Source organism: Cytobacillus citreus (assembly GCF_018343665.1).
In the GTDB taxonomy this organism is placed as follows: Bacteria; Bacillota; Bacilli; order Bacillales; family Cytobacillaceae; genus Cytobacillus; species Cytobacillus citreus.
The window spans coordinates 433,110-453,952 of sequence record NZ_JAGYPM010000001.1 but is presented as its reverse complement, the minus strand read 5'-3'; the positions used below and the strand labels follow the sequence as shown (position 1 = coordinate 453,952).

Annotated in this window: 21 protein-coding genes; 5 read left to right on the top strand and 16 right to left on the bottom strand. The window is 34.6% G+C overall.

Annotated features, from left to right (window positions below):
• Window positions 1-825 precede the first annotated feature (825 nt).
• Window positions 826-1,491, bottom strand: a complete 666-nt coding sequence (locus KHA94_RS02340) for a YkyA family protein (protein ID WP_213100535.1) — start codon at window positions 1,489-1,491, stop codon at window positions 826-828.
• Between the two features lie 230 nt (window positions 1,492-1,721).
• Between KHA94_RS02340 and KHA94_RS02335 the strand changes: the two genes are divergently transcribed.
• Both KHA94_RS02335 and def read left to right on the top strand, forming a co-directional pair.
• Window positions 1,722-1,874, top strand: coding sequence for a YjcZ family sporulation protein (locus tag KHA94_RS02335; protein ID WP_213100534.1), 153 nt, complete (start codon window positions 1,722-1,724; stop codon window positions 1,872-1,874).
• 566 nt (window positions 1,875-2,440) lie between these two features.
• Window positions 2,441-2,995, top strand: coding sequence for a peptide deformylase (def, locus tag KHA94_RS02330; protein WP_213100533.1), 555 nt, complete (start codon window positions 2,441-2,443; stop codon window positions 2,993-2,995).
• Between the two features lie 66 nt (window positions 2,996-3,061).
• Here the strand turns inward: def and KHA94_RS02325 are convergent, their stop codons facing one another.
• On the bottom strand, window positions 3,062-3,832 hold the full coding sequence (locus KHA94_RS02325) for a Cof-type HAD-IIB family hydrolase (protein ID WP_213100532.1): 771 nt from the start codon (window positions 3,830-3,832) through the stop codon (window positions 3,062-3,064).
• A gap of 34 nt (window positions 3,833-3,866) precedes the next feature.
• Window positions 3,867-4,760 carry a DMT family transporter gene (locus tag KHA94_RS02320; protein ID WP_213100531.1) on the bottom strand — a complete coding sequence of 298 codons (894 nt, stop codon included), beginning with the start codon at window positions 4,758-4,760 and terminating at the stop codon, window positions 3,867-3,869.
• A 484-nt stretch (window positions 4,761-5,244) separates the two neighbouring features.
• On the opposite strand from KHA94_RS02320, the gene KHA94_RS02315 reads away from it, so the two are divergent.
• Both KHA94_RS02315 and rnjA read left to right on the top strand, forming a co-directional pair.
• A complete protein-coding gene (locus KHA94_RS02315; protein ID WP_213100530.1) occupies window positions 5,245-5,457 on the top strand; it encodes a DNA-dependent RNA polymerase subunit epsilon in 213 nt (70 codons plus the stop codon).
• Window positions 5,458-5,460: 3 nt separating this feature from the next.
• Entirely contained in the window at window positions 5,461-7,128 is a 1,668-nt protein-coding gene (gene rnjA, locus KHA94_RS02310; protein WP_213100529.1) for a ribonuclease J1, read from the top strand.
• 166 nt (window positions 7,129-7,294) lie between these two features.
• Here rnjA and KHA94_RS02305 read toward each other — a convergent pair whose 3' ends face one another.
• The 11 genes from KHA94_RS02305 to KHA94_RS02255 all read right to left on the bottom strand — a co-directional run bounded on the left by KHA94_RS02305 (window position 7,295) and on the right by KHA94_RS02255 (window position 17,907).
• Entirely contained in the window at window positions 7,295-7,954 is a 660-nt protein-coding gene (locus KHA94_RS02305; RefSeq protein ID WP_213100528.1) for a potassium channel family protein, read from the bottom strand.
• A 242-nt stretch (window positions 7,955-8,196) separates the two neighbouring features.
• Window positions 8,197-8,388 carry a hypothetical protein gene (locus KHA94_RS02300; protein ID WP_213100527.1) on the bottom strand — a complete coding sequence of 64 codons (192 nt, stop codon included), beginning with the start codon at window positions 8,386-8,388 and terminating at the stop codon, window positions 8,197-8,199.
• A gap of 13 nt (window positions 8,389-8,401) precedes the next feature.
• Window positions 8,402-9,640 carry an LL-diaminopimelate aminotransferase gene (locus KHA94_RS02295; RefSeq protein ID WP_213100526.1) on the bottom strand — a complete coding sequence of 413 codons (1,239 nt, stop codon included), beginning with the start codon at window positions 9,638-9,640 and terminating at the stop codon, window positions 8,402-8,404.
• Window positions 9,641-9,924: 284 nt separating this feature from the next.
• Entirely contained in the window at window positions 9,925-10,164 is a 240-nt protein-coding gene (locus KHA94_RS02290; RefSeq protein WP_213101262.1) for a helix-turn-helix domain-containing protein, read from the bottom strand.
• Complete coding sequence (locus KHA94_RS02285) at window positions 10,165-11,985, bottom strand: ABC transporter ATP-binding protein (protein WP_213100525.1); 1,821 nt, start codon at window positions 11,983-11,985, stop codon at window positions 10,165-10,167. It lies immediately after the preceding gene.
• An 11-nt stretch (window positions 11,986-11,996) separates the two neighbouring features.
• Complete coding sequence (locus KHA94_RS02280) at window positions 11,997-13,751, bottom strand: ABC transporter ATP-binding protein (protein ID WP_213100524.1); 1,755 nt, start codon at window positions 13,749-13,751, stop codon at window positions 11,997-11,999.
• 165 nt (window positions 13,752-13,916) lie between these two features.
• Window positions 13,917-14,372 (bottom strand): TlpA family protein disulfide reductase, encoded by a 456-nt coding sequence (locus tag KHA94_RS02275; protein WP_213100523.1) that lies wholly within the window; start codon window positions 14,370-14,372, stop codon window positions 13,917-13,919.
• Between the two features lie 89 nt (window positions 14,373-14,461).
• On the bottom strand, window positions 14,462-15,010 hold the full coding sequence (locus KHA94_RS02270; protein WP_213100522.1) for a peroxiredoxin: 549 nt from the start codon (window positions 15,008-15,010) through the stop codon (window positions 14,462-14,464).
• 555 nt (window positions 15,011-15,565) lie between these two features.
• Entirely contained in the window at window positions 15,566-16,471 is a 906-nt protein-coding gene (locus tag KHA94_RS02265; protein ID WP_213100521.1) for a LysR family transcriptional regulator, read from the bottom strand.
• Between the two features lie 177 nt (window positions 16,472-16,648).
• Window positions 16,649-17,095 (bottom strand): cyclic-di-AMP-binding protein CbpB, encoded by a 447-nt coding sequence (cbpB, locus tag KHA94_RS02260; RefSeq protein ID WP_213100520.1) that lies wholly within the window; start codon window positions 17,093-17,095, stop codon window positions 16,649-16,651.
• Between the two features lie 575 nt (window positions 17,096-17,670).
• A complete protein-coding gene (locus tag KHA94_RS02255; RefSeq protein WP_213100519.1) occupies window positions 17,671-17,907 on the bottom strand; it encodes a YkuJ family protein in 237 nt (78 codons plus the stop codon).
• Between the two features lie 244 nt (window positions 17,908-18,151).
• Between KHA94_RS02255 and KHA94_RS02250 the strand changes: the two genes are divergently transcribed.
• Window positions 18,152-18,388 (top strand): glutaredoxin family protein, encoded by a 237-nt coding sequence (locus KHA94_RS02250; RefSeq protein ID WP_213100518.1) that lies wholly within the window; start codon window positions 18,152-18,154, stop codon window positions 18,386-18,388.
• A 68-nt stretch (window positions 18,389-18,456) separates the two neighbouring features.
• Here the strand turns inward: KHA94_RS02250 and KHA94_RS02245 are convergent, their stop codons facing one another.
• Together KHA94_RS02245 and KHA94_RS02240 are read right to left on the bottom strand one after the other, a co-directional pair.
• Window positions 18,457-19,101, bottom strand: coding sequence for a DUF3993 domain-containing protein (locus tag KHA94_RS02245; protein ID WP_213100517.1), 645 nt, complete (start codon window positions 19,099-19,101; stop codon window positions 18,457-18,459).
• A 450-nt stretch (window positions 19,102-19,551) separates the two neighbouring features.
• On the bottom strand, window positions 19,552-20,769 hold the full coding sequence (locus KHA94_RS02240; protein WP_213100516.1) for an EAL domain-containing protein: 1,218 nt from the start codon (window positions 20,767-20,769) through the stop codon (window positions 19,552-19,554).
• Between the last annotated feature and the right edge of the window lie 74 nt (window positions 20,770-20,843).

Genomic DNA, 20,843 nt, shown 5'->3' with positions numbered 1-20,843 from the left:
TATTATTTAGATGTGTTATAACACATATTGAATATTCTTAATCATCATTATATTAGTAAAATCAATTATTTTAATAAATATGAGGATATGTTAAAACTTCCCTGTTGATTTCCGCTGCAGGCACTAAAGCGTAGCGGGCGGTCCGGAAGCCTCCTTGTCGCTATCTCTCCTGCCGGGTCTCCCTTTGACTCACTTCTCCCGCAGGACGTTGAATAATCATCCCTGAATAAAGTGAAACTTCAATCAGTTGGGGTTTTCTTCATCCCCCACTGATTGTTAGTTGAACTAATCGGTCTTATTATCTCCCACCTATACTTCTTTGTATTTCTCAAGTTTTGAGGTGGGAGACTTACAGCTCGTTAATGCTGGATAAACACCGCATGAAGAAAATGCGAATGCATTTTCGAGGATCTCGCGCCTGCAGCGAAAATCAACAACAAAATAGCATTTTCAACACTGAGCTTTAACACAGCTAATTATTAAATAAGAAAAGCGCAAGCGCCTTGATCACCCCCGACAGGCATAAGCCAATCCTCTCGGAAAGGTGTTCTTTACCTTTCTGGGAGGATTGGCTTATGACCTCGAGGTCGACAAAAACGCGACGTCCTCCCAAAAGCTTCTCTTTTGGTCGTGCGATGTGTCGCTGACGTAGCTTTCTTTGTCCTGTCGCATTGTCGACACTAGTACGTCCTGTAAGTCGGAGGTAGGCGCTGGAGCTGAACGTAGATAAACTATATCTTAAGTTATCAACAGATAGCGAAAATTATAATTTCCTGGTATACAATAAAAAAAAGCAACATTCACAGAGAATGTCACTCTTTCAAATTATTCCTTTACTTTTACCTCAAGCCCCGATTCTTTATAGAGGGATAATTTCATATCGTTATATCGCTTTGTCTTTTCGTTAAATTTTTCATTCGCTTCTAATACTTTACCATAAATTTCATTTATTTTCGTAATTTGATCCTCCAGCTGGTCCAATTGGATATTTTCATTTTTAAACATTGCATATAACTCTCTATCCAATTCAATTGCTTTCGAATAGTATAAATATAATTCACTGTGAATTTTATATCTTTCAATCATAATTTCGTATAATTGAAGTGATTTTTCCTTGAGAGCTGGATTTTTCAAATCTTCAATGATGGGTTTTAATGCTTTAAATTCTTTTTCAGAGGCTTTAATACTTTCCTCTTCCTTCTCTATATGGGTTTTTCGTTGATCAACAATCTCGGATGCTTCATTTGATAGTTTGGTAACTTCTTCAAATTCCTTCATGCCAAGAGAAATAATTTTATCATAAATTTCCTTTTCTTTTTTCTCTAATTCGACAAGAGGATCTTGCTGTGCTTCAAATGCTTCTTCAGAAGCAACGACATTTTCCAGTACTTTATACATTTTTTCGACTGGTGTCTGTTGTTTTAGGCAACCTGTTAACAATAGAACTCCAGCAAGATAAACTAATATTATATAGCTTTTTCGGATTACCAACTCATTGAAACCTCCTTAAATATAACAATTTTACTATATCTGTTGCTTGATCATTTGACAATACATGTGAGGTTTGTCCATTTATAAAATCTATTCAAAACACTTTTCATTTATGACTTAGGCATAGGCCTACACAAATTACTCGATTTTTACATAGGCTATATTAATCGTCCGATATGGGACTATATGTAATGTGGACGATAATCTAACTTTTAGGGAGGTTATCCTTCGTGTACGGATATGGTGGATATGGTGGATTCGGTTACGGATATGGCTGTGGTTATCCAGGATTTGTAGGCGGAGCTTGCTGTGGCAGAGGCTTTGCATTAATTGTAGTATTATTCATTCTTCTTATCATCGTTGGCTGCTCTTGCTTGGGATAGGTTACCTTTTGAGAAGGTACAAAATGTGCCTTCTCTTTTATTAACTTTTTACATATACTCTGATAGACTATTAAGATAAAGAAAACTCGCCGATTGGCGAGCCTTGGAAAGGCGAAGACAGAGGCGTAGTTGCACTTATCGCGCTCATACATGCCACGTCCTGTGGCATTCGCCCGACTAGGACATCCTGTCCGTCGTACTTAATTCCTAAAATTGGCAACTACGTCGGATCATCTTCTGCGCTGGCAATCTATACTTTAACGTATAAGATAGCCCGACTAGAAGGCAGTACTTTAACCTTCTTGGCGGAATAGTTAAGACCCAAGAGAACGACATCAGCTTCTGTTTTAGTCGCGAGATGTAAATACAGCCGTGGTTTTCCTTGTGCAGCTAGACATTTCTCTAACTTGAATAAAGTTACACTTTCTTTAATCTTCAAGAAAAAGCGCAATAGGTAAAATTAGACACATCTGTTTAAATGCTAGCGTAAAATAATTGGTATTTACATCAAAGTTTCGATTCTATTCTTTTATTATATATATTTAATCACAGGAGTGAATGATCCAATGTTAACAATGAATGATATTATCCGTGATGGTCACCCTACACTAAGAAACATTGCTAAAGAAGTTCCACTTCCACCAACAAATGAAAATATACAAATTTTAGAAAACTTATTGGAATTTGTTATTAACAGTCAAAATCCTGAAGTTGCTGAAAAATATGGACTTCGACCTGGTATTGGTTTAGCAGCTCCGCAAATAAATGTTGCAAAAAGAATGATTGCCGTTCATTTAAAAGATGAAAAAGGGGTGCTTCACAGTTACGCTTTATTTAATCCAAAAATCAAAAGCCATTCAGTCGAAAAAACCTATTTATTGGCCGGAGAAGGTTGTTTATCAGTTGATGAAGCAATTCCTGGATATGTTCCAAGATATTCACGAATAACCGTTCAAGGTACAACTATAGATGGCGTTGAAGTTAAGCTGAGATTAAAAGGCATGATTGCAATTGTATTTCAGCACGAAATTGATCATCTTAATGGCATTATGTTCTATGACCATATTAATCAAAACGACCCATTTAAGCCTATTGAAAATGCAGTACCTCTTGAAAGATAGGAGATTAACATATAAAAGACTGAACCTTGAAGGTTCAGTCTTTTATATGACTTTATATCGAAAAACTTAAATTAATGCTAAATCTTTTAATCCATTCCAAATTCCATCATTATCAACAGAAGTTGTTGTTCGGTTAGCTGATTTTTTCACTTCATCTAGAGCATTACCCATAGCAACTCCAGTTCCGACCGCTTGAAGCATTTCAATATCATTTAAGCCATCACCAAATGCATAAACGTCCTCCATATTAAAGCCAAGTCGGTTGATCATCTTTTTAATTCCTTCTGCCTTCGATCCTCCTGCAGGTAAAACATCTGTTGAATACCTATGCCAGCGAATAAAACGGAAGTTTGAAAAATCCTGTTGGTAAACGATATCCTCTTTTTCTTCAAAAAATAAAAGTGCTTGAAAGATTTCATTGGCTTTATAGAAATCAGAATCTAAAGCTGGATAAGGAAATTTTAAACTCCCGATACTTTCTTCTATAAAATCATTTTCCAAAACAGATGCTTTCATTGATTTTTCATTTAAAAATACTAAAGGGTGGTTTTTCTTATTTGAATAATTCATTAATCTCTCAACTTCCCCTGTTGGCAATGAGTTTTTGTAAATAACTTCATTTTCAAAAACAACATATTGACCGTTAAAGCTAACATAGGATTCAATTTCAAGCTCTGCGCGTAATTTTTCAAACATAAATGGAGCTCTGCCTGTAGCTATGGCAACGTATACACCATTTTGCTTTAATTTTTCTACTGCTTTTCTTGTATTATCAGGCAGCTTTTTTTCACTATCTAATAAAGTCCCATCTATATCAAAAAATACGATTTTTTTCATTGATAAATTCCCAACCTTTCTTTATTCAAAAAAACTAAGCTGCAGCTTTTTTCTCTTTTTTCTTCTCTTTAATCGAAGTAACATATACTCCTATAAAAATAATTAGAAGTCCAATGATCATTGTAAAATGGATTTCTTCACCTAATAGAAATGCTCCCCACATTATAGCAGATGCTGGTACTAAATAGGTTACTAAAGAAGCAAACTCTGGGCTCCCCTCTTTAACTAAATAATAATAGAGTAAATACGCTATTCCCGATCCTAAAGATCCTAGGCCAATCAATGAAAAAATGATATTCGATTCTGTAAAGGCATAAACTGATTCTGGTGCTGACACCATCATCATGATAAAACTTAAAACAGTAGCTGCGAGAAGAGTAAATAATGATATATGTAAGGTCGATACATTTCCTAAATATTTCTTTGTTAAATGAGTACCAGTCCCATAACAAATGGCAGCTCCTAACATGAAAAGTACCCCAGTGAAATGACCAGACAAAATATCACCTGATTTTAAGTTTGAGATAATAAATATACCGATAAAACCAATTGCAATCCCTATCCATTGATTTCTTCTTAGAACGGAGCCAAAGAAAATCGAGCCGATTATTAGTGTCCAAATCGGAGTTGTAGCATTGATAATGGAGGCTAAACTTGAAGTAATTTTTGTTTGTCCAGTAGATATTAGAAGCCAAGGTAAAGCATTATTTAAAAAGCCGACAATAACAAGTTTTAAATAGGGAAGTTCTTTATATGGAATATTATTTTGTTTCACTAAGCTGAAAAAAGCAAGTGTGATGAATCCAAAAAGACATCTTCCAAAAACAATTGCTGAAGGCTCTAAATCTACCAGCAATATTTTAATAAATAAAAAAGAAGTGCCCCAAATAATGCTTAACAAAAGCAATGCACTATATAGCTTCCTCATTTAATCCTCATCCTATCTATTTTCGACTTTTGTAATAAAACACTAAGCTTATATGATAAAATTGTCAATTTAGTAATTTTAATAATAAATATTAAAAAAACCATAATTATCCACGGAAGATAATCTCATTTCGTCATATAATAAAAATAAAAACAGTATTTATTCTTTAAACATCCTTGTTCGCTTTTACTTTGGACAAGTATCGTTTAAAATAGAAAGTAAGGAGTTGATCCACGATGTTAAAGAAGCTAAGAAAGAAGCTTTTAAAACAGTGGAGAGATATGCTTCGAAAAAAATCAATTGCTTAAAACTCTTTTGGGCCCTTCATGCTTGAGAAGGGCTCCTTCCTTATTATCATTTGAAATACCTTAATATGCCCTATATACATAAAATGTATAATTCAACTTAAATAAGAAAAAACATGAAAATCATGTTATTTTTATATATAATAGAAAAAGTTATTCGGAATAAGGAGAGATATTAGATGATATTTAAAGTTTTTTATCAAGAGTCAAACAAGGAAGTACCAGTTCGGGAAAAAACACAAACAATTTATATGGAAGCAGAATCCGAAAGAGATGTACGGCTAAAATTAGCAGATAGACCATATAATATTGAGTTTATTACAGAGCTTAAAGGGGATTTTTTAGAATTTGAAAAACAACGAGAAGACTTTAATGTATTGGAGATTAGATAAATTATGAAATTTGTTAAGAACGATCAAACAGCCGTTTTCGCCCTTGGTGGACTAGGAGAAATCGGAAAAAACACGTATGCTGTTCAATTCCAAGATGAGATCATCTTAATTGATGCTGGGATCAAATTCCCCGAGGATGAACTACTGGGTATTGATTATGTAATTCCCGACTACACTTATTTAGTAAAAAATGAAGAAAAGATTAAAGGCCTATTTATCACGCACGGACATGAAGATCATATAGGGGGAATTCCTTATCTTTTACGGGAAGTAAATATCCCTATTTACGGCGGAAAACTTGCTCTCGGCTTACTTCGAAATAAATTAGAAGAACATGGTTTACTACGACAAACGAAAATGCATGAAATTATAGAAGATGATGTAATTAAATTTAGAAAGACTTCCGTTTCCTTTTTTCGAACAACGCATAGTATTCCTGATTCATACGGGATTGTTGTTAAAACTCCTCCGGGACAAATTGTGCATACAGGTGATTTTAAGTTTGATTTCACCCCTGTCGGTGAACCAGCAAACTTAACTAAAATGGCTGAGATCGGTAAAGAAGGCGTTCTTTGCTTATTGTCAGACAGTACAAACAGTGAAATCCCTGAATTTACAATGTCAGAACGGAGAGTCGGGGAAAGTATTAATGACATATTTCGCAAAGTCGAAGGTCGGGTTATTTTTGCTACATTTGCCTCAAATATACATAGGCTTCAGCAAGTAACTGAGGCAGCTGTATTAAATGGCAGAAAGATTGCCGTTTTCGGCCGCAGTATGGAAGCAGCCATTAATATCGGACAAGATCTTGGCTATATCCATGCGCCAAAAGATACATTTATCGACGCCCAACAGATCAATCGCTTGCCTGCAAACCAGGTCACAATCCTTTGTACTGGAAGTCAAGGAGAGCCGATGGCAGCATTATCTAGAATTGCTAATGGAACACACCGCCAAATACAAATCAATCCTGGCGATACGGTTGTTTTTTCGTCTTCTCCTATTCCAGGAAATACAATTAGCGTTAGCAGAACGATTGATATGCTTTCCCGTGCAGGCGCAGAAGTTATTTATGGCAAGTTAAGCGATATTCATACCTCCGGCCATGGAGGTCAGGAAGAACAAAAATTAATGCTTAGACTTATAAAGCCAAAATTCTTTATGCCTATCCATGGAGAATATAGAATGCAAAAAATGCACTCAAAATTAGCTGTAGACTGTGGTGTGATGGAAGAAAACTGCTTTATTATGGATAACGGTGAAGTGCTCGCATTAAGCGAAGATTCAGCACAAATTGCAGGTAAAATCCCTTCTGGCTCTGTTTATATTGACGGAAGCGGGATTGGTGATATCGGTAACATTGTATTAAGAGATCGCCGTATTCTTTCTGAAGAAGGGCTAGTGGTTGTTGTAGTCAGCATTAATATGAAGGATTTCAAAATCGCTGCAGGGCCTGATCTTATTTCACGCGGGTTCGTCTATATGAGAGAATCAGGAGATTTAATTAATGATGCTCAATCACTAATTACAAAGCATTTGAACAAAGTAATGGAAAGAAGAACAACACAATGGTCAGAAATAAAAAATGAAATCACTGACACTCTTGCGCCATTCTTATATGAAAAAACAAAACGCCGTCCAATGATTTTACCAATCATTATGGAAGTTTAGAAAAGCGGAAGCGCCTTGCTCACCCCCGACAAGCATAAGACAGGCCGACGAGAGGGTTGTTCTTTTAACCTTCTTGGCGGACTGACTTATGACCTCGAGGGGGTAGGCGCTGGAGCTAGACATAGAAAAGGCTGTAAATCACAAATGTGATTTACAGCCTTTTTAGTTATCCCATTACTTTTTTCTCAAATCGAACAATATCTACATCTGCTCCGATAACAATTAAAATATCATTTGTTTGGATTTCTTCATGTGCCAATGGGGAAACAATGATATCATTTTTTCTCTTAATAGCAACAATATTAATGCCATATTTTGCACGAATGTCTAAATCGATAAGTGTATGTCCACTAAGCTTCTCATTAGCTACGATTTCAACAATACTATGCTCATCTGAAAGCTCAAGATAATCTAATACATTATTTGAGGAAATATTATGAGCAATTCTTCGGCCCATATCGCGCTCTGGATGAACTACATGGTCTGCCCCAATCTTTCTTAAAACCTTCTCATGATAATCATTTTGGGCTTTAACAGTAATTTTATTTACTCCTAATTCTTTTAATATTAATGTCGTTAAAATACTTGCCTGAATATTATCACCAATTGCTACAATAACATGGTCAAAGTTTCTAATTCCTAGGCTTTTAATAACTGATTCATCCGTCGTATCCCCAACAACAGCATGGGAGGCAATCATAGAAAATTCGTTCACACGATCCTCATCAACATCTATTGCCATGACTTCCATTCCCTCTTCAGCAAGTGCACGGCAGATACTTCCACCAAAACGTCCAAGCCCAATCACAGCAAATTCCTTTTTCACCAATCATTCCTCCAGATTATTACAAACTAAATAATTTAGATTATATTCTAACACATTGATTGAAATAATCTAGTTCCCAGATTAGCATGCCTAATTTCAGTTGTCTATAATATTAATGTTGTATTTTTTTAGCCAAGTGTTGATTTGTATTAGATGAGCAATAAGTTGAGGGCCTGTCATTAACTGACCAAACCCTACCCAATGTTTCAATAGTAAAACTCGGATTTGTGATATACATGTGATCAAATAGATATTTGGCTGTACAACGCAATCCATTGCCACAGTTTTTTGCTTCCGACCCATCTGATCCAATTCAAAGTTAAAATTGGAACTTTTTTAGATAGCTCTGCCAAATCTTGACTCTTCAATGAATACTCTAATAAATTGAAAAAAATATAATTATTCCTTAATCCATGCATTTTCGTAAACTCCATGATAACACTCCTCTCAATATATAAATTTCTTCTTGCTTAATCTCGATTTGATTTCTTCTATAACATTCTTTTCCGCTTGTAATCCATCCGCCTGAAATGTAACAGAAAATCTAACATATGATCCTGCATCATCCCATGGGACAGTAGAAATTAAATGTTCCTTAATTAAATAATTGCTAAATTCCTCTGCAGTATGGAACTCTCGGCCACCTTCTACAGCTTTTGGTGCTTTTGTATATAAGAAAAAAGATCCTTTAGACTTTTTAGCATAAATGCCGCATTCTCTTAATGCCTTTGACAATAATTCCTGTCGCCTTGAATATTTAGCAGATGTTCGTTCCGTAATTTCAGGATGAGAGAGAGCATAAGCTGCTGCTTTTTGAATTGCCATGAATTGACCCGAATCATTATTGTCTTTTACGGTAGCAAATGCGTTGATGAGCTTCGAATTTCCAGCGATAAATCCTATTCTCCATCCGGTCATATTGAAAGATTTTGATAATGAATGAAGCTCTACTCCAACGTCCTTTGCTCCTGGAACTGAGAGAAAGCTAAGCGGTTTTTCATTGTCAAAAACGAGGGCTGCATAGGCAGCATCATGGACAACAATTATATTATTTTTCTTAGCGAATTGAACGACTTCTTCAAAAAATTCTGCATTAGCAATTGCACCTGTTGGATTATTCGGATAGTTCAAATATAGGAGCTTTGCTTTTTGTAAAACACTATTATTTATTTTATCTAGCTCTGGCAAAAATAAATTTTCTTCAGAGATTGGTAAATGAACAATTTCTCCTCCATAGTATTTTGTAAGAGTCGCTAATACTGGATAGCTCGGCGAGGGCATCAGCGTAATATCACCAGGATTTATGAAGACTGCTGGCAGCATGGCTAAAGCAGATTTCGAGCCAATCACATGGTTTATTTCTTTATCGGGATCAAGTCCTTTTACATGGAAGACCCTTTCCATATACTCGGAAGCTGCTTGATTAAATTCAATTAGCCCATTATCAGCATAAAAGCGATTTTCTGGCTTATTTGCTTGTATCGCTAATATTTTTACAACTTCTTCGTCTGCCATAGAATCAGGTTCACCGACTCCTAAATCTATCAATTGAATGTGTGGGTTAGCGAGAATTGCTGCTCTTTTTGCTCTTTTTATTTTCTCAAATTTAAAGATTTCTTGAGATAAACCGAATTTGGAACCGCCTATTCGATCGGCAAATAACTGTTGAATAAAATCATTTGACATAATAATTCCTCCTTCAAAATAGCTATGGGCATATAGCTCCCTTTCAACCTTTAACTATCTTAATTAATTCTACCCAATAATATTTTTATATTTATCGACTTTAACGCCGCTTATTTATTCGATAAAATAATTGTTTTTAATCATAGCACTATATTTTTTTATTTTATTTAGACTTTTCCTTTAAATATTTTCACTTTTCTTATACTCTCAAAAAAAATTAAAACAAAATCGCCAGGTAAGATAGTACCTGACGAATAGTTTTGTTTTTACAAATTTTATATTGATTATCGAATTTTGGAGGGTATTTTTCCTGTATATTTTTTAAATTGCCTGCTAAAGAAATGGAGACTATTATAGCCAAGGGCTTCAGCAGCCTCTGTCACCCTCATTCCTGTGTAATGAAGCAAATGCTCTGCTCGTTCAATTCGTGTACGAATAATAAAAGAGCGAACAGTCTGACCAATAATTTGTTTAAACTTTTGAGAAAAATAATAAACATGGCATCTGAGACTCCCTATGCTTATTTATCCAGCACTCAACATATTGAATTGAGCCTTTACGAGTTGATAATATTCTCCTTGAAGGTCCATTAATTCATCATGATTTCCTTGCTCGATAATATTACCATGGTCAAGTACAAAAATATGATCTGCATCACGTATGGTAGATAGACGATGCGCAATGATTATAGCTGTACGTCCTTTTAAAAGCGCCTTTAAGGCTTTTTGGATTTTGACCTCTGTTTCAGTATCAATGCTTGCTGTCGCTTCATCAAGAATTAAGATTCGCGGATCGGCAAGCAATGCTCTAGCAAAGGAAAGAAGCTGTCTCTCTCCGACAGAAAGAATATTTCCTCGTTCCTCTACCTCCGTTTCATACCCGTTTGGCAGATTTTCTATAAATGCGTGTGCCCCAACTGCTTTTGCAGCCTCCATTACCTCTTCAATACTACCATCTGGTCGGCCAAAGCGAATATTGTCGCTAATGGTTCCAGAAAAAATAAATGTATCCTGTAAGACAACACTAATTTGATTTCTAAGGCTTGCTAAGGTCACCTCTCGTAAATCTTTGTCATCTATTTTAACTTTACCTGCTGTTGGATCATAAAACCTGCTGATTAAGTTTGCAATGGTCGTCTTCCCTGAACCTGTATGACCAACTAAGGCAACCGTCTGCCCTGCTTGCATTTCCAAATTAATCTTGCGTAATGCTGGACGTCTTTCATCATATGAAAATTCAACATCTTCAAAATTAATTTTTCCAATAATATTATCCAATTGGATAGCATCCTTTTTCTCATCAACATTTGGCTTTTCATCCAAAAATTCAAATATTCTTTCAGATGAGGCCATCCCTATTAACAATTGATTATAAACCATACCTAAGCGAGATATCGGCTCCCAGAACATCCCAAGATAAAAGGCGAAAGAAACAAAGTAACCTATTGTAATTGTTTCATTTTGGATTAAACTCGCTCCATACCAAATTAATACTGCTGTCCCCAATGCATTTGTTATTTCGACTAAAGGTCTGAACATCGCGTTTTTCTGTGAAGCCACACGCCAGCTTTCGAAATTTTCTGTATTCACACCATCGAAAAATGTCATGTTTTCTTTTTCTTGTGTAAATGATTGTGTAATTCTTATGCCTTGAATACTTTCATTCAAATGAGAATTTAATTTAGACTGTTTTAAACGAACAACCTGCCATGATCGTCGGATATTTCTCCTTAAAGAGGTAGAAATAAAAAACATAATCGGCAATATTATCATAATTGCTAATGTCAGTTGGGGACTTAATGAGAATAATATGATAAAAATGCCAACAAGAAGAATCATATCCATTAATAAATTGATGACCCCATTCGTAAATAACTCTTGAAGAGAATTAATATCATTCATAATTCGTACTAAAATGGAGCCAGCCGAGCGCTGATCAAAAAATCGATGAGATAGTGTTTGCACATGGGTAAATAAGTGCTTTCTTAAATCATAAATAACACTTTGACCAAGCATATTCATCCATTTGATCCGAAAAAAATTAGCTACAAAATTTATTAAATATAGAATTGTAATTAGTACAACTAATATCGTTAGCAGCTTTCCATCCTTTTCAATTAATGCCTTATCAAGGGTGTAGACACCTATTAAAATCGGTATTAGTAATTTAACACCTGTATTAAGTAATACCATCATTATTGAGAAAGGGAGAAGATCTTTTCGATATGGTTTCATATAGCTAAAAAGTCTTAACATTTGCTTCCAGTTAAAAGGCTTTTCAATGACATCATCTGATGAGTATTGAAATCTTGATAATACTTTTTTATTTTCTATTTTCTTTTTCATCCTTCCACCTCTTACCCTGCATGAGATCCAATCACTCTGCCAATATCTCGGTATTGAATATCATAAATGCGCTGATAGGGACCGTTTTGTTTTAATAAATTTTCGTGAATCCCTCTTTCGACGATATGCCCATTTTCAAGAACAAGAATTTCATCAGCATGCTTTAATGAAGAAATCCTGTGAGCAATTATAAATGTCGTTCTCCCCTCCATAACTTCCTTTAAAGACTTTTGGATTTGGAATTCTGTCTCCATATCAACAGCACTTGTCGCATCATCTAATATTAAAATACTTGGGTTAATACAAAATGCTCTGGCAATTGCAATTCGCTGTTTTTGTCCGCCTGAAAGTCCCATACCTCTTTCACCAAGCATGGTGTCGTAACCATCTGGAAGCTCCATTATGAAGTCATGGGCTTGAGCTCTCTTGGCAGCGTCAATAATTTCTTCCATTGTTGCATTCGGTTTCCCATAAGAAATATTTGCTTTAATGGAGGATGAGAATAAAAATGATTCTTGAAGAACGAAGCCGATATTCCTCCTTAAGGAATGCAATGAATACTCTTCCACATTTATACCATCCATTTTCACTTCCCCATCAACAGGCTCGTAAAATCTTGTCATTAGTTGAGTTAAGGAAGTTTTTCCTGAACCTGTGGATCCAATTAGTCCGATTACCTTTCCAGGATGAGCATAGAAATTAATATTATAAAGGGCATCCTTATCTTCGTCCGAATAACGGAAAGTCACATTACGAAATTCCACCTCGCCTTGTAAGCGTTCTGCACTCATGGCCGATGGTTTATCTTCAATCTCATTTTCCGCGTCGAGGATTTCTAATAATCTTTCTCCAGATGCTTTCGATTGTGAAAATAGATTGACAATAAAACCGAGGTTCATAATTGGCCACATGATATACCAGACTAAGCTATAAAAGGCTACTAGCTCTCCTAACAATAGGTCACCGTTCATCACTAGGTATCCACCATAGGCTAATAATAAGACAACACTAATGTTTCCTAATAATTCCATTAAAGGAAAAAATCTAGCCCATATATCGGCTGTAAATATATATTTATCTTTATAATCACCATTTGAATCATTGAATTTATGAATCTCGAAATCTTCTCTCGATAAGGATTTAACAGTATTGATGCCACTAATATTTTCCTGTACCTTAGTATTTAATTTTCCAAAGGATTTTCGAATACTTCTAAACGCTGGATGAACCGCTTTATCAAATTTAAATGTAACGACTGCAAGGAAAGGTAAAGTAATTAAAGTAACAATAGTTAATGATATGGAGTAGTAAAACATGACAGAAAAGCTAATGCCAATTAAGAGGATAAAGCGAATCAACTCGGAAAAGCCTATCGACAAAAAAAAGCGAAACCCTTCGACATCAGCAGTTAATCGTGACATTAAGTCACCTGTCTTTGCATTGTCATAATATCGGAAAGGTAAAAATTGAAGTTTATGATATAAAGCATTTCTTAGTTTATAAACAGATGTAATCCCAAAGAGATCTCCGGTATATTGATGAATAAATGTCGCTACCCCTTTAACGATCATTATTCCGATAAATCCTAAAGCTAGATAAGGAATCCACTCATATTTTCCTCCTATTACTACCTCATCAATCGTAATTTGGAGAATCATTGGATAGACTACCGTTACCGCTGTTACAATTAGTAAAAAGCCGATTGACCAAAAGAAATAGCCTTTATAAGGCCAATAATACATTTTCAATTTCCTGAATACTTCCAAACCATTTCCCCCTTTCACCCTATTACAAAAAATTCATAGAATTTTTAAAGCGTAATATTAAATATAACGGTTTTCGAAATATAATTCCACCCTTTTATTAGAATTTTTTGTTTTTTATGAAATTCTTTTCTAATAAAAAAAGATCAAGCTAGGCTTGATCTTTTTTTATTCAGCTTTATTCATTTCATCTAATACACGATTTACACGCTTTTCTAACATTTTCATACCGCTTCCACCTGCTTGAAAGTGACGAAGGTTGCCATCTTTATCAAATACATAATAAGCTGGAACATATTGATTCTCAAACGCTTCATTTAGCTTATGCTCACTGTCAACGTATATTGGCTGAGAGATTCCATGCTCTGCTGCGACCTGTTTAATCAATTCTAAATTAAGATCGTCCTCAGAACGAGGCATATGAACGGCAATTACATTTAATTTATCCTTATAATCATCTCTGAATTTATTAACCTGAGGCATTGCTTCTTTGCACAAATGACAGCTAACAGACCAAAAATGAATTAAAGTTGGCTTTTCTCCTACAAGCTGCTCTCTTGTAACTTCTCCATTTAACCATTCAGTAGCACCTTTAAGTTCAGGCATTGGTTCACGTAATTTCATTTTTATCCCCCTTTAAGTAAGGTTATTGTAGAAAGAATCATTACTTCAAGAAAAGACCTAACTAACGTTAGGCCTTTTCAAAATTTCAATTATACATTTAATGTATTTTGTCCAGGTTTCCAGTTTGCAGGGCAAAGTCCGCCAGTTTGAAGAGCTTGTAGAACACGTAATGTTTCATCAACATCACGGCCAATGTTGTTATGATTAACAACAGAATACATTAATTCGCCTTCAGGGTTAATGATGTATAGTCCACGAAGTGCAATACCTTCTTCTTCGATAAGGACACCATAATCGCGAGATACAATATGGTTAGTATCTGCAGCAAGTGGATATTTCAAATCACCAAGACCATTGTTCTTGCGATCAGTATTAATCCAAGCTAAGTGTGTATGAATAGTATCAGTAGATACTCCAATCACTTCTGCATCAAGGTCTTCAAACTCATCGTATCGATCTGAAAGAGCAGTGATTTCTGTTGGACATACAAATGTGAAGTCCATTGGATAGAAGAAAAGAACAGTCCACTTATCATTTTTCATATTTTCTTCAAGACTAACCTTTCCAAACTCCTTGTTTGGTAATACTGCATCCATTTCAAATCGTGGTGCTTGTTTACCTACCATACGTTCTGGCATATGTAATCCCTCCATTAACTTTTTCAAATGAGAATTCATTATAGTATTTCTCATTTGAGTTTTTGTTCACAAATACAATTATAGACTCATAAAGATTTTAAGTCAATATTAAATTGTAATTAATTTAATTAAACATCAATTACAATTAATTCATTCATTTTTAAAAGGCAATGTTAAACTTCCCTGTTGATTTCCGCTTCAGGCACTAAAGCGTAGAGGGCGGTCCGGAAGCCTCCTCGTCGCTATCGATCCTGCGGGTCTGCTGTTTACTCGCTTCTCCCGCAGGACATTGAATAAGCTTCCTAGAATAATCATCGCACGAAGGAAATGCGTTCGCATTTTCGAGGAGCTCGCGCTTTCCGCTCCAATCAACAACAAAATAGCATGAGCAACACTGAGCTATAACACAGCCAAATAAAAAGAAATCCATTACATGTTTTGCCCTTTATCTGTAAGATTTAATCAAAATAAATCTAGGGTCTTCTAACAGTTTTTTTCATTCCCAGTTTATCAAAGTAGTTATACAGAATAAAACAATTTGCTTTCAATACTAAATTAAAGCAAAGAGTCCATCCCTCTATTTTCCTCGTCTCGAATATATTCCTTTATTAATTCAACAAAGGCCTGAACTTGCTTTAGCTGAAATGCAGATTCATACCCAAGGAGCCAAGTATCACGCTTTAACGGGAGATTATTTTCATCTAACAATGGGACTTTAAAAATATTCTTTTCTACTCCATTAAGTGTTATTTCAGGTAATATCGCATATCCAATTCCATTGAAAGTCATTTGCTTACATGTTTCGATCTGATCAACGACAATTGTTCTCTTAGGTGGCGTTTTGAATTTTCTTAGCCACCAGTCTTGAATTTCCTGATAATAATTTGAATCGCTTTTAAACTGAATAAACGGCCTGTCCGTATTAAGAACTTGCTCAGGACTTGTGATTTCAGTATCTACTAGGCAGAGCGGATCCTCGAACAGATGAATTTTTACACCTTTCCAATCCGGTGTTCCTCGAATTATCCCAATATGAACATGATCTTCGTATAATGATTTTAAAATTTCGCTGCTCCAGCCTGTCAAAAGGGAAATTTTTGCTTGTGGATAACGGGTTACATATTTCTTAAGTACTTGCGGAAGCCAATTTTGGCCCACAATAGAAGCAACCGCAATCTTTAATGTTCCATAAACTTCAGCATTCAAAGCATGAATTGATTCTTTAACCTTTTCTTCTTTCGTAATAACATCGTTAATAAATTTAATTACTAACTCTCCAGCAGGAGTTAATGATAGTCCCTTTTGAGAGCGGACAAACAGCTTTTCACCCCACTCCTTTTCAATCGTTTGTAGGCGTTGTGATAAAGCAGGCTGGGAGACAAACAGCCTTTCAGCAGCTTTTCTCATATTCATTTCCTGAGCTAGAACTGAAAGAAAGTGAAACTCTGAGAGAGAAGACATTCAATCCCTCCATTTTAGTCTTTTCTTTTACTATAACGTACAAATTAATAAATTTCATTTTTTATCAACTAAAAATAAACATTTGCTCTGTCCTCATTACCTTGAGAAAAAAGACTCTGCCTTAATCGACAGAGCCTTTGCTTTTAATCATACTCCTAAGCAGGGAGCAAAAGAAAATTAATTTTTATTTAACTTATGTTTATGCTTATTTAACTCAATCAATACAGTCCTGCGTGTAAATATCCCTTCGAAATAACCATCCTCATTTTCAATACACAAGAAAGGATTATCAATGAGAAAAGGGATCGAATCCTGAATGGATGAATTGATATTTAATCTTGGAATTTTTCTGTTCATAACTTCTTCTACACGTTTTTTTTCAAGCTGCTCAAATTCAATTCTTTCAAGGCCTAGAATAGAGTCCATAATAATCGGGGTGCTTATTAAGCCATGAAGTTTATAATACGGATCTAGTACAGGAATGGCCGTGTAGCCGCTTTTGGTTAACACTAATAAAGCATGCTCTAGATTATTGCCTATTTGAACATGTGCTACCCGTTCCGATGGTATCATAAAATTACGAATATTATTATCTAAATATTCCCCGCTGTGAAGACTTATCATCGCCGTAACTCCTCAATAGTAGTTTTATCTATTTTAGTTTATCACAGTTTTCGGTTCGGTGCCCGTATTAACTTTTAACCCTTGCTCGTGTGAATGTCCTTCATTTCAAAATTACAACGAGGACATGTAAAAATTACATTTTGATTCGATTGGGCAGTTAAAACTAAAGTAATTTCTGTCTCGATTAAACATTTTGGACATTTTACTGTTGGTTGCATAAATTCTCACCTCAATACTTATAATTTACCATTTTTGAAGCAGAATTCATTAGAAAAACTTGGCATTCGCCAAGTCCTTTTTGGCGAATGCCTTAGTGTTTCTTATGCGATCTTATTAACAGATATTTAATTGAAAACACACTTTACTTTAGTATGTTAATAAACTTAAAATTTCCTATTAGCTTAGAAAAACTTGGCGTTCGCCAAGTCCTTTTTGGCGAATGCCTTAGTGTTTCTTATGCGATCTTATTAGCAGATAGTTTATTGAAAACACATTTTACTTGAATACGTTAATAAATGTAAACTTCCCATTAGCTTTAGCTAAAAAAAGGAACCATTACGGTTCCTATCTAGGTTTTATTGAATTAAGTCAAATATCTCAATCGTGATCATATCGATATTATCAAATTGATACCTTTTTGGTTTTTCCTTATCATAATAAACTTCCAACTCAAACATTTCACTTTTTGGCTGATAAGTTACCTGACATTTCCTTTCTCCATTTACCTCGAAAAATCTTTGCATCGGCTCTCCGCCGTTTGATTGCTCCTGTAAATTTTTTAAACGTGTTAATATTCCTTGAAGCTGTGACATGTTCCCTCTCCTTTCACAAAAACCTATATTCTTACTTTTAGGTTTCTCTATTGGCATGTTTCTATCCTTAAGGATTGAATTCAGAAAATTCAACGATAAATCCCTTTCATACCAATATTAACAGCATAAAATAATGGTACACTTTTGTACAAGAAAAAAATAATGAAATATGCAATTTTTTTTTGAGATTGAAATATTATTTTCTTTTCCCTATCATAAAAAGAGGTGAAAGCGAGGAGATTACATGTCAAAAATTACCGTTTATACACAACCAGATTGTCCGCCTTGTGAAATCACAAAAAAATTCTTAACCGAATTTGGATTTCATTTTGAAGTTAAAAATATTAAAACTAATGATAAAGCTAAAAGGGATTTAGTCTATAAATATCAATCCTATTCTACCCCAACAATAGTAATTGATGAAACGGTCATTACAGGCTTTGATCTCGAAAAATTAAAAGAAGTATTGAATATTGAATAATGAAAAAACTTGGCAATCACCAAGTTTTTCTCATTATTCTAACCCTTGAAAGATAAAAACTTTTCTGGTTAATAAAGGAAATAGATAAAGAATATTGGATTCAAACGGAGATAAGAATAACCCCAAATATACGGAAGACTTAAAAAATTTTTTTGAAGAAAATACTCTTTGGTTGATATATTTGCTGCATGTTTTTGTTGATCTATTCCATTGAATTGCTGAATAATTTGGTCAGGCATGTCATCATTATAGATTCCGGATACCTTCCAGCTATTATCGATTTTTTCAAGCGATACCCCTTCATAATGATTGTCATATGAAACTGGACCTTCATCATTTTCGCTAAAAAACTCAATCACATATATTTTTTCATGATCCCAAACAATCTTCGTTTTATCAGAATAGGAGAAAAAAGGAATATAAAAAAGAGGAAAATCTGTCCCATAAGTAATATATCGATCATCTACTGAATGAAGATTTTCATTTAAAAAGAGCTTTTGATATTCTTTAGTTAAATATGGAGATAATAATTCATTAATCTCTTTAATCGTTCTTGGTTGTTCACTCAATTCCACCTGCGCCTGAAATGCCGCTTGTACAAAGTTTATAACTTCTTTTTCATTAGAAAAATCTGATTCTGCCATTATTTTTGACGGAAATATCAGTGATATTAAAACCATATATGACAAAAAACGAAAGACAATTTTCTTCATTTCACCCTCCCTTTCCTTCTCTAGCTAATAATTCTCATTTTACCAACAAACAATTTTGACATATAGATATATCGTTCGTAAAATAACTGCAGATTTTGACAATAAAACTGTCATTAAATGTTGCAGAAGAAAACTATATAAGATAATTTAACAAATTTTATCACTTTTTAGATATACTGTGTTGAATCTCAGCGTTGATAATGCTGTGTTGTTGATTTTCGCTGCAGGCGCGAGATCCTCGAAAATGCATTCGCATTTCCTTCGTGCTGGGTATATTCGGGGAAGATTATAATTGCCTTTAGATAAGAAAAGCACAAGGGCCTTTGGAACATCCAAGTTTAGAATATTCCTGAGATACTAAAACCTTCCTTGTAGATCTAGACATTTATCAATTTCGAAAAACTAATCTTATTCTTATAAAAAAAGGCCTCAATTGAGACCTTCCAATCACTATAATAAACCATCACGTTCATATAAATAGCTATAAGAAATATCAACAAACAAATAATCATTTGAGTTTAATGGATAAGAAAAGGTTCGTATCGTTTCTCCTGTTTCCATATCACAGTATAAATCAGATAGTATCCCTTTCTTTTCCCTTCTCATTTTCATAATATTTTCTAGAAAATATGGGCGCCAGCTCCAGTTTTTATGTAAATACTCATGCTGAATACGCCAACCACTTTCTTGTTTAAAGATATTAGCAGACTTTTGAAAGCCATTTTCATCACAAATATATAAACGGAAAGCAACATCGTCTAGATAGAGGGAAAGTACTTTAATTAGCTCTTCATATTCTAGCGATTTACGATTTTTGACTTGAAGATATTGATGAAGCTTTTCATTAAATTCCTCTGTTACAAGGTACAATGCTTCAAGTTTCTTCTTCTCATAAGAAATAAATTGATAGCATTTATCCTTTAACTTTTCTTTCTGAACATCCCGATCTCCGAAGTCCTCTGCAGGTCTATGTAAATAATAGCCTTGATAATATCTTCCCCCATTTCTCCAAGCAAATTGAAGCTGGTACACCATTTCGATATTTTTAAAAAGCAAGGTAGCCCCAATTTTTCTTGCTAATAAGGATATCGAGAATAAAATATCATGAAGAACATGTGCTGAGGCTGTAGAACGGAGCTCATTCAAATCAACCTTTAAAATATTGGGTGAAATTTGACCTATTCTATCTAATTGGCTTCTTTCATTACCGTTATTATCAATCGCTATTTTAATACCATACGTTCGTATATAGTTTAATAAGTGATCTAATTGCTCTAAATCGCCATTATAAACCCGTTCTGTTGATTCTAAAACAATTCGATCTAGCCTAATACCTTTCTCTTTAAATTCAAGCAATAAGGCTAAAAATGATTCAGCATTATCAAACATTAATAAATCTGCATCTTTATTAATAAATAAAAGAATATCTTCCTCAAGAGATAAGGATTTTTCCAATGCCTTTTTTAACACAGTGTGATCAACTTCAAGTCTGTATTCTTCCGGAATACTTTCGTCAAGAAAAAAAGGTCCTAGGCTAACGATCCCATGCTCACTTCTATATCTTCCTAAAATCTCGTAGCCTATGACTCGATGTTCATCAGCACTGAATATCGGTTGAAAGAACGGAATTACATTATCCAGATCTGTTAGGATTTCCAGTGCATCCATACTCATTTCCCTCCTGATTTTTTTAGAAAAGCACAAGAGCCTTTAGGTCAACCTAAATGGAGATTGTTTCTGCA

Bases quoted from the DNA above. Each gene is read 5' to 3' on its own strand.
- KHA94_RS02285 (WP_213100525.1), bottom strand. From the start codon at position 11,985: ATGAAAAAGAAAATAGAAAATAAAAAAGTATTATCAAGATTTCAATAC.
- KHA94_RS02270 (WP_213100522.1), bottom strand. From the start codon at position 15,010: ATGCCAGAACGTATGGTAGGTAAACAAGCACCACGATTTGAAATGGAT.
- cbpB (WP_213100520.1), bottom strand. From the start codon at position 17,095: ATGATAAGTCTTCACAGCGGGGAATATTTAGATAATAATATTCGTAAT.
- KHA94_RS02320 (WP_213100531.1), bottom strand. From the start codon at position 4,760: ATGAGGAAGCTATATAGTGCATTGCTTTTGTTAAGCATTATTTGGGGC.
- KHA94_RS02265 (WP_213100521.1), bottom strand. From the start codon at position 16,471: ATGTCTTCTCTCTCAGAGTTTCACTTTCTTTCAGTTCTAGCTCAGGAA.
- def (WP_213100533.1), top strand. From the start codon at position 2,441: ATGTTAACAATGAATGATATTATCCGTGATGGTCACCCTACACTAAGA.
- KHA94_RS02240 (WP_213100516.1), bottom strand. From the start codon at position 20,769: ATGGATGCACTGGAAATCCTAACAGATCTGGATAATGTAATTCCGTTC.
- KHA94_RS02255 (WP_213100519.1), bottom strand. From the start codon at position 17,907: ATGTCACAGCTTCAAGGAATATTAACACGTTTAAAAAATTTACAGGAG.
- KHA94_RS02325 (WP_213100532.1), bottom strand. From the start codon at position 3,832: ATGAAAAAAATCGTATTTTTTGATATAGATGGGACTTTATTAGATAGT.
- KHA94_RS02275 (WP_213100523.1), bottom strand. From the start codon at position 14,372: ATGAAATTACGTGAACCAATGCCTGAACTTAAAGGTGCTACTGAATGG.
- KHA94_RS02250 (WP_213100518.1), top strand. From the start codon at position 18,152: ATGTCAAAAATTACCGTTTATACACAACCAGATTGTCCGCCTTGTGAA.
- KHA94_RS02315 (WP_213100530.1), top strand. From the start codon at position 5,245: ATGATATTTAAAGTTTTTTATCAAGAGTCAAACAAGGAAGTACCAGTT.
- KHA94_RS02295 (WP_213100526.1), bottom strand. From the start codon at position 9,640: ATGTCAAATGATTTTATTCAACAGTTATTTGCCGATCGAATAGGCGGT.
- KHA94_RS02300 (WP_213100527.1), bottom strand. From the start codon at position 8,388: ATGGAGTTTACGAAAATGCATGGATTAAGGAATAATTATATTTTTTTC.
- KHA94_RS02245 (WP_213100517.1), bottom strand. From the start codon at position 19,101: ATGAAGAAAATTGTCTTTCGTTTTTTGTCATATATGGTTTTAATATCA.
- rnjA (WP_213100529.1), top strand. From the start codon at position 5,461: ATGAAATTTGTTAAGAACGATCAAACAGCCGTTTTCGCCCTTGGTGGA.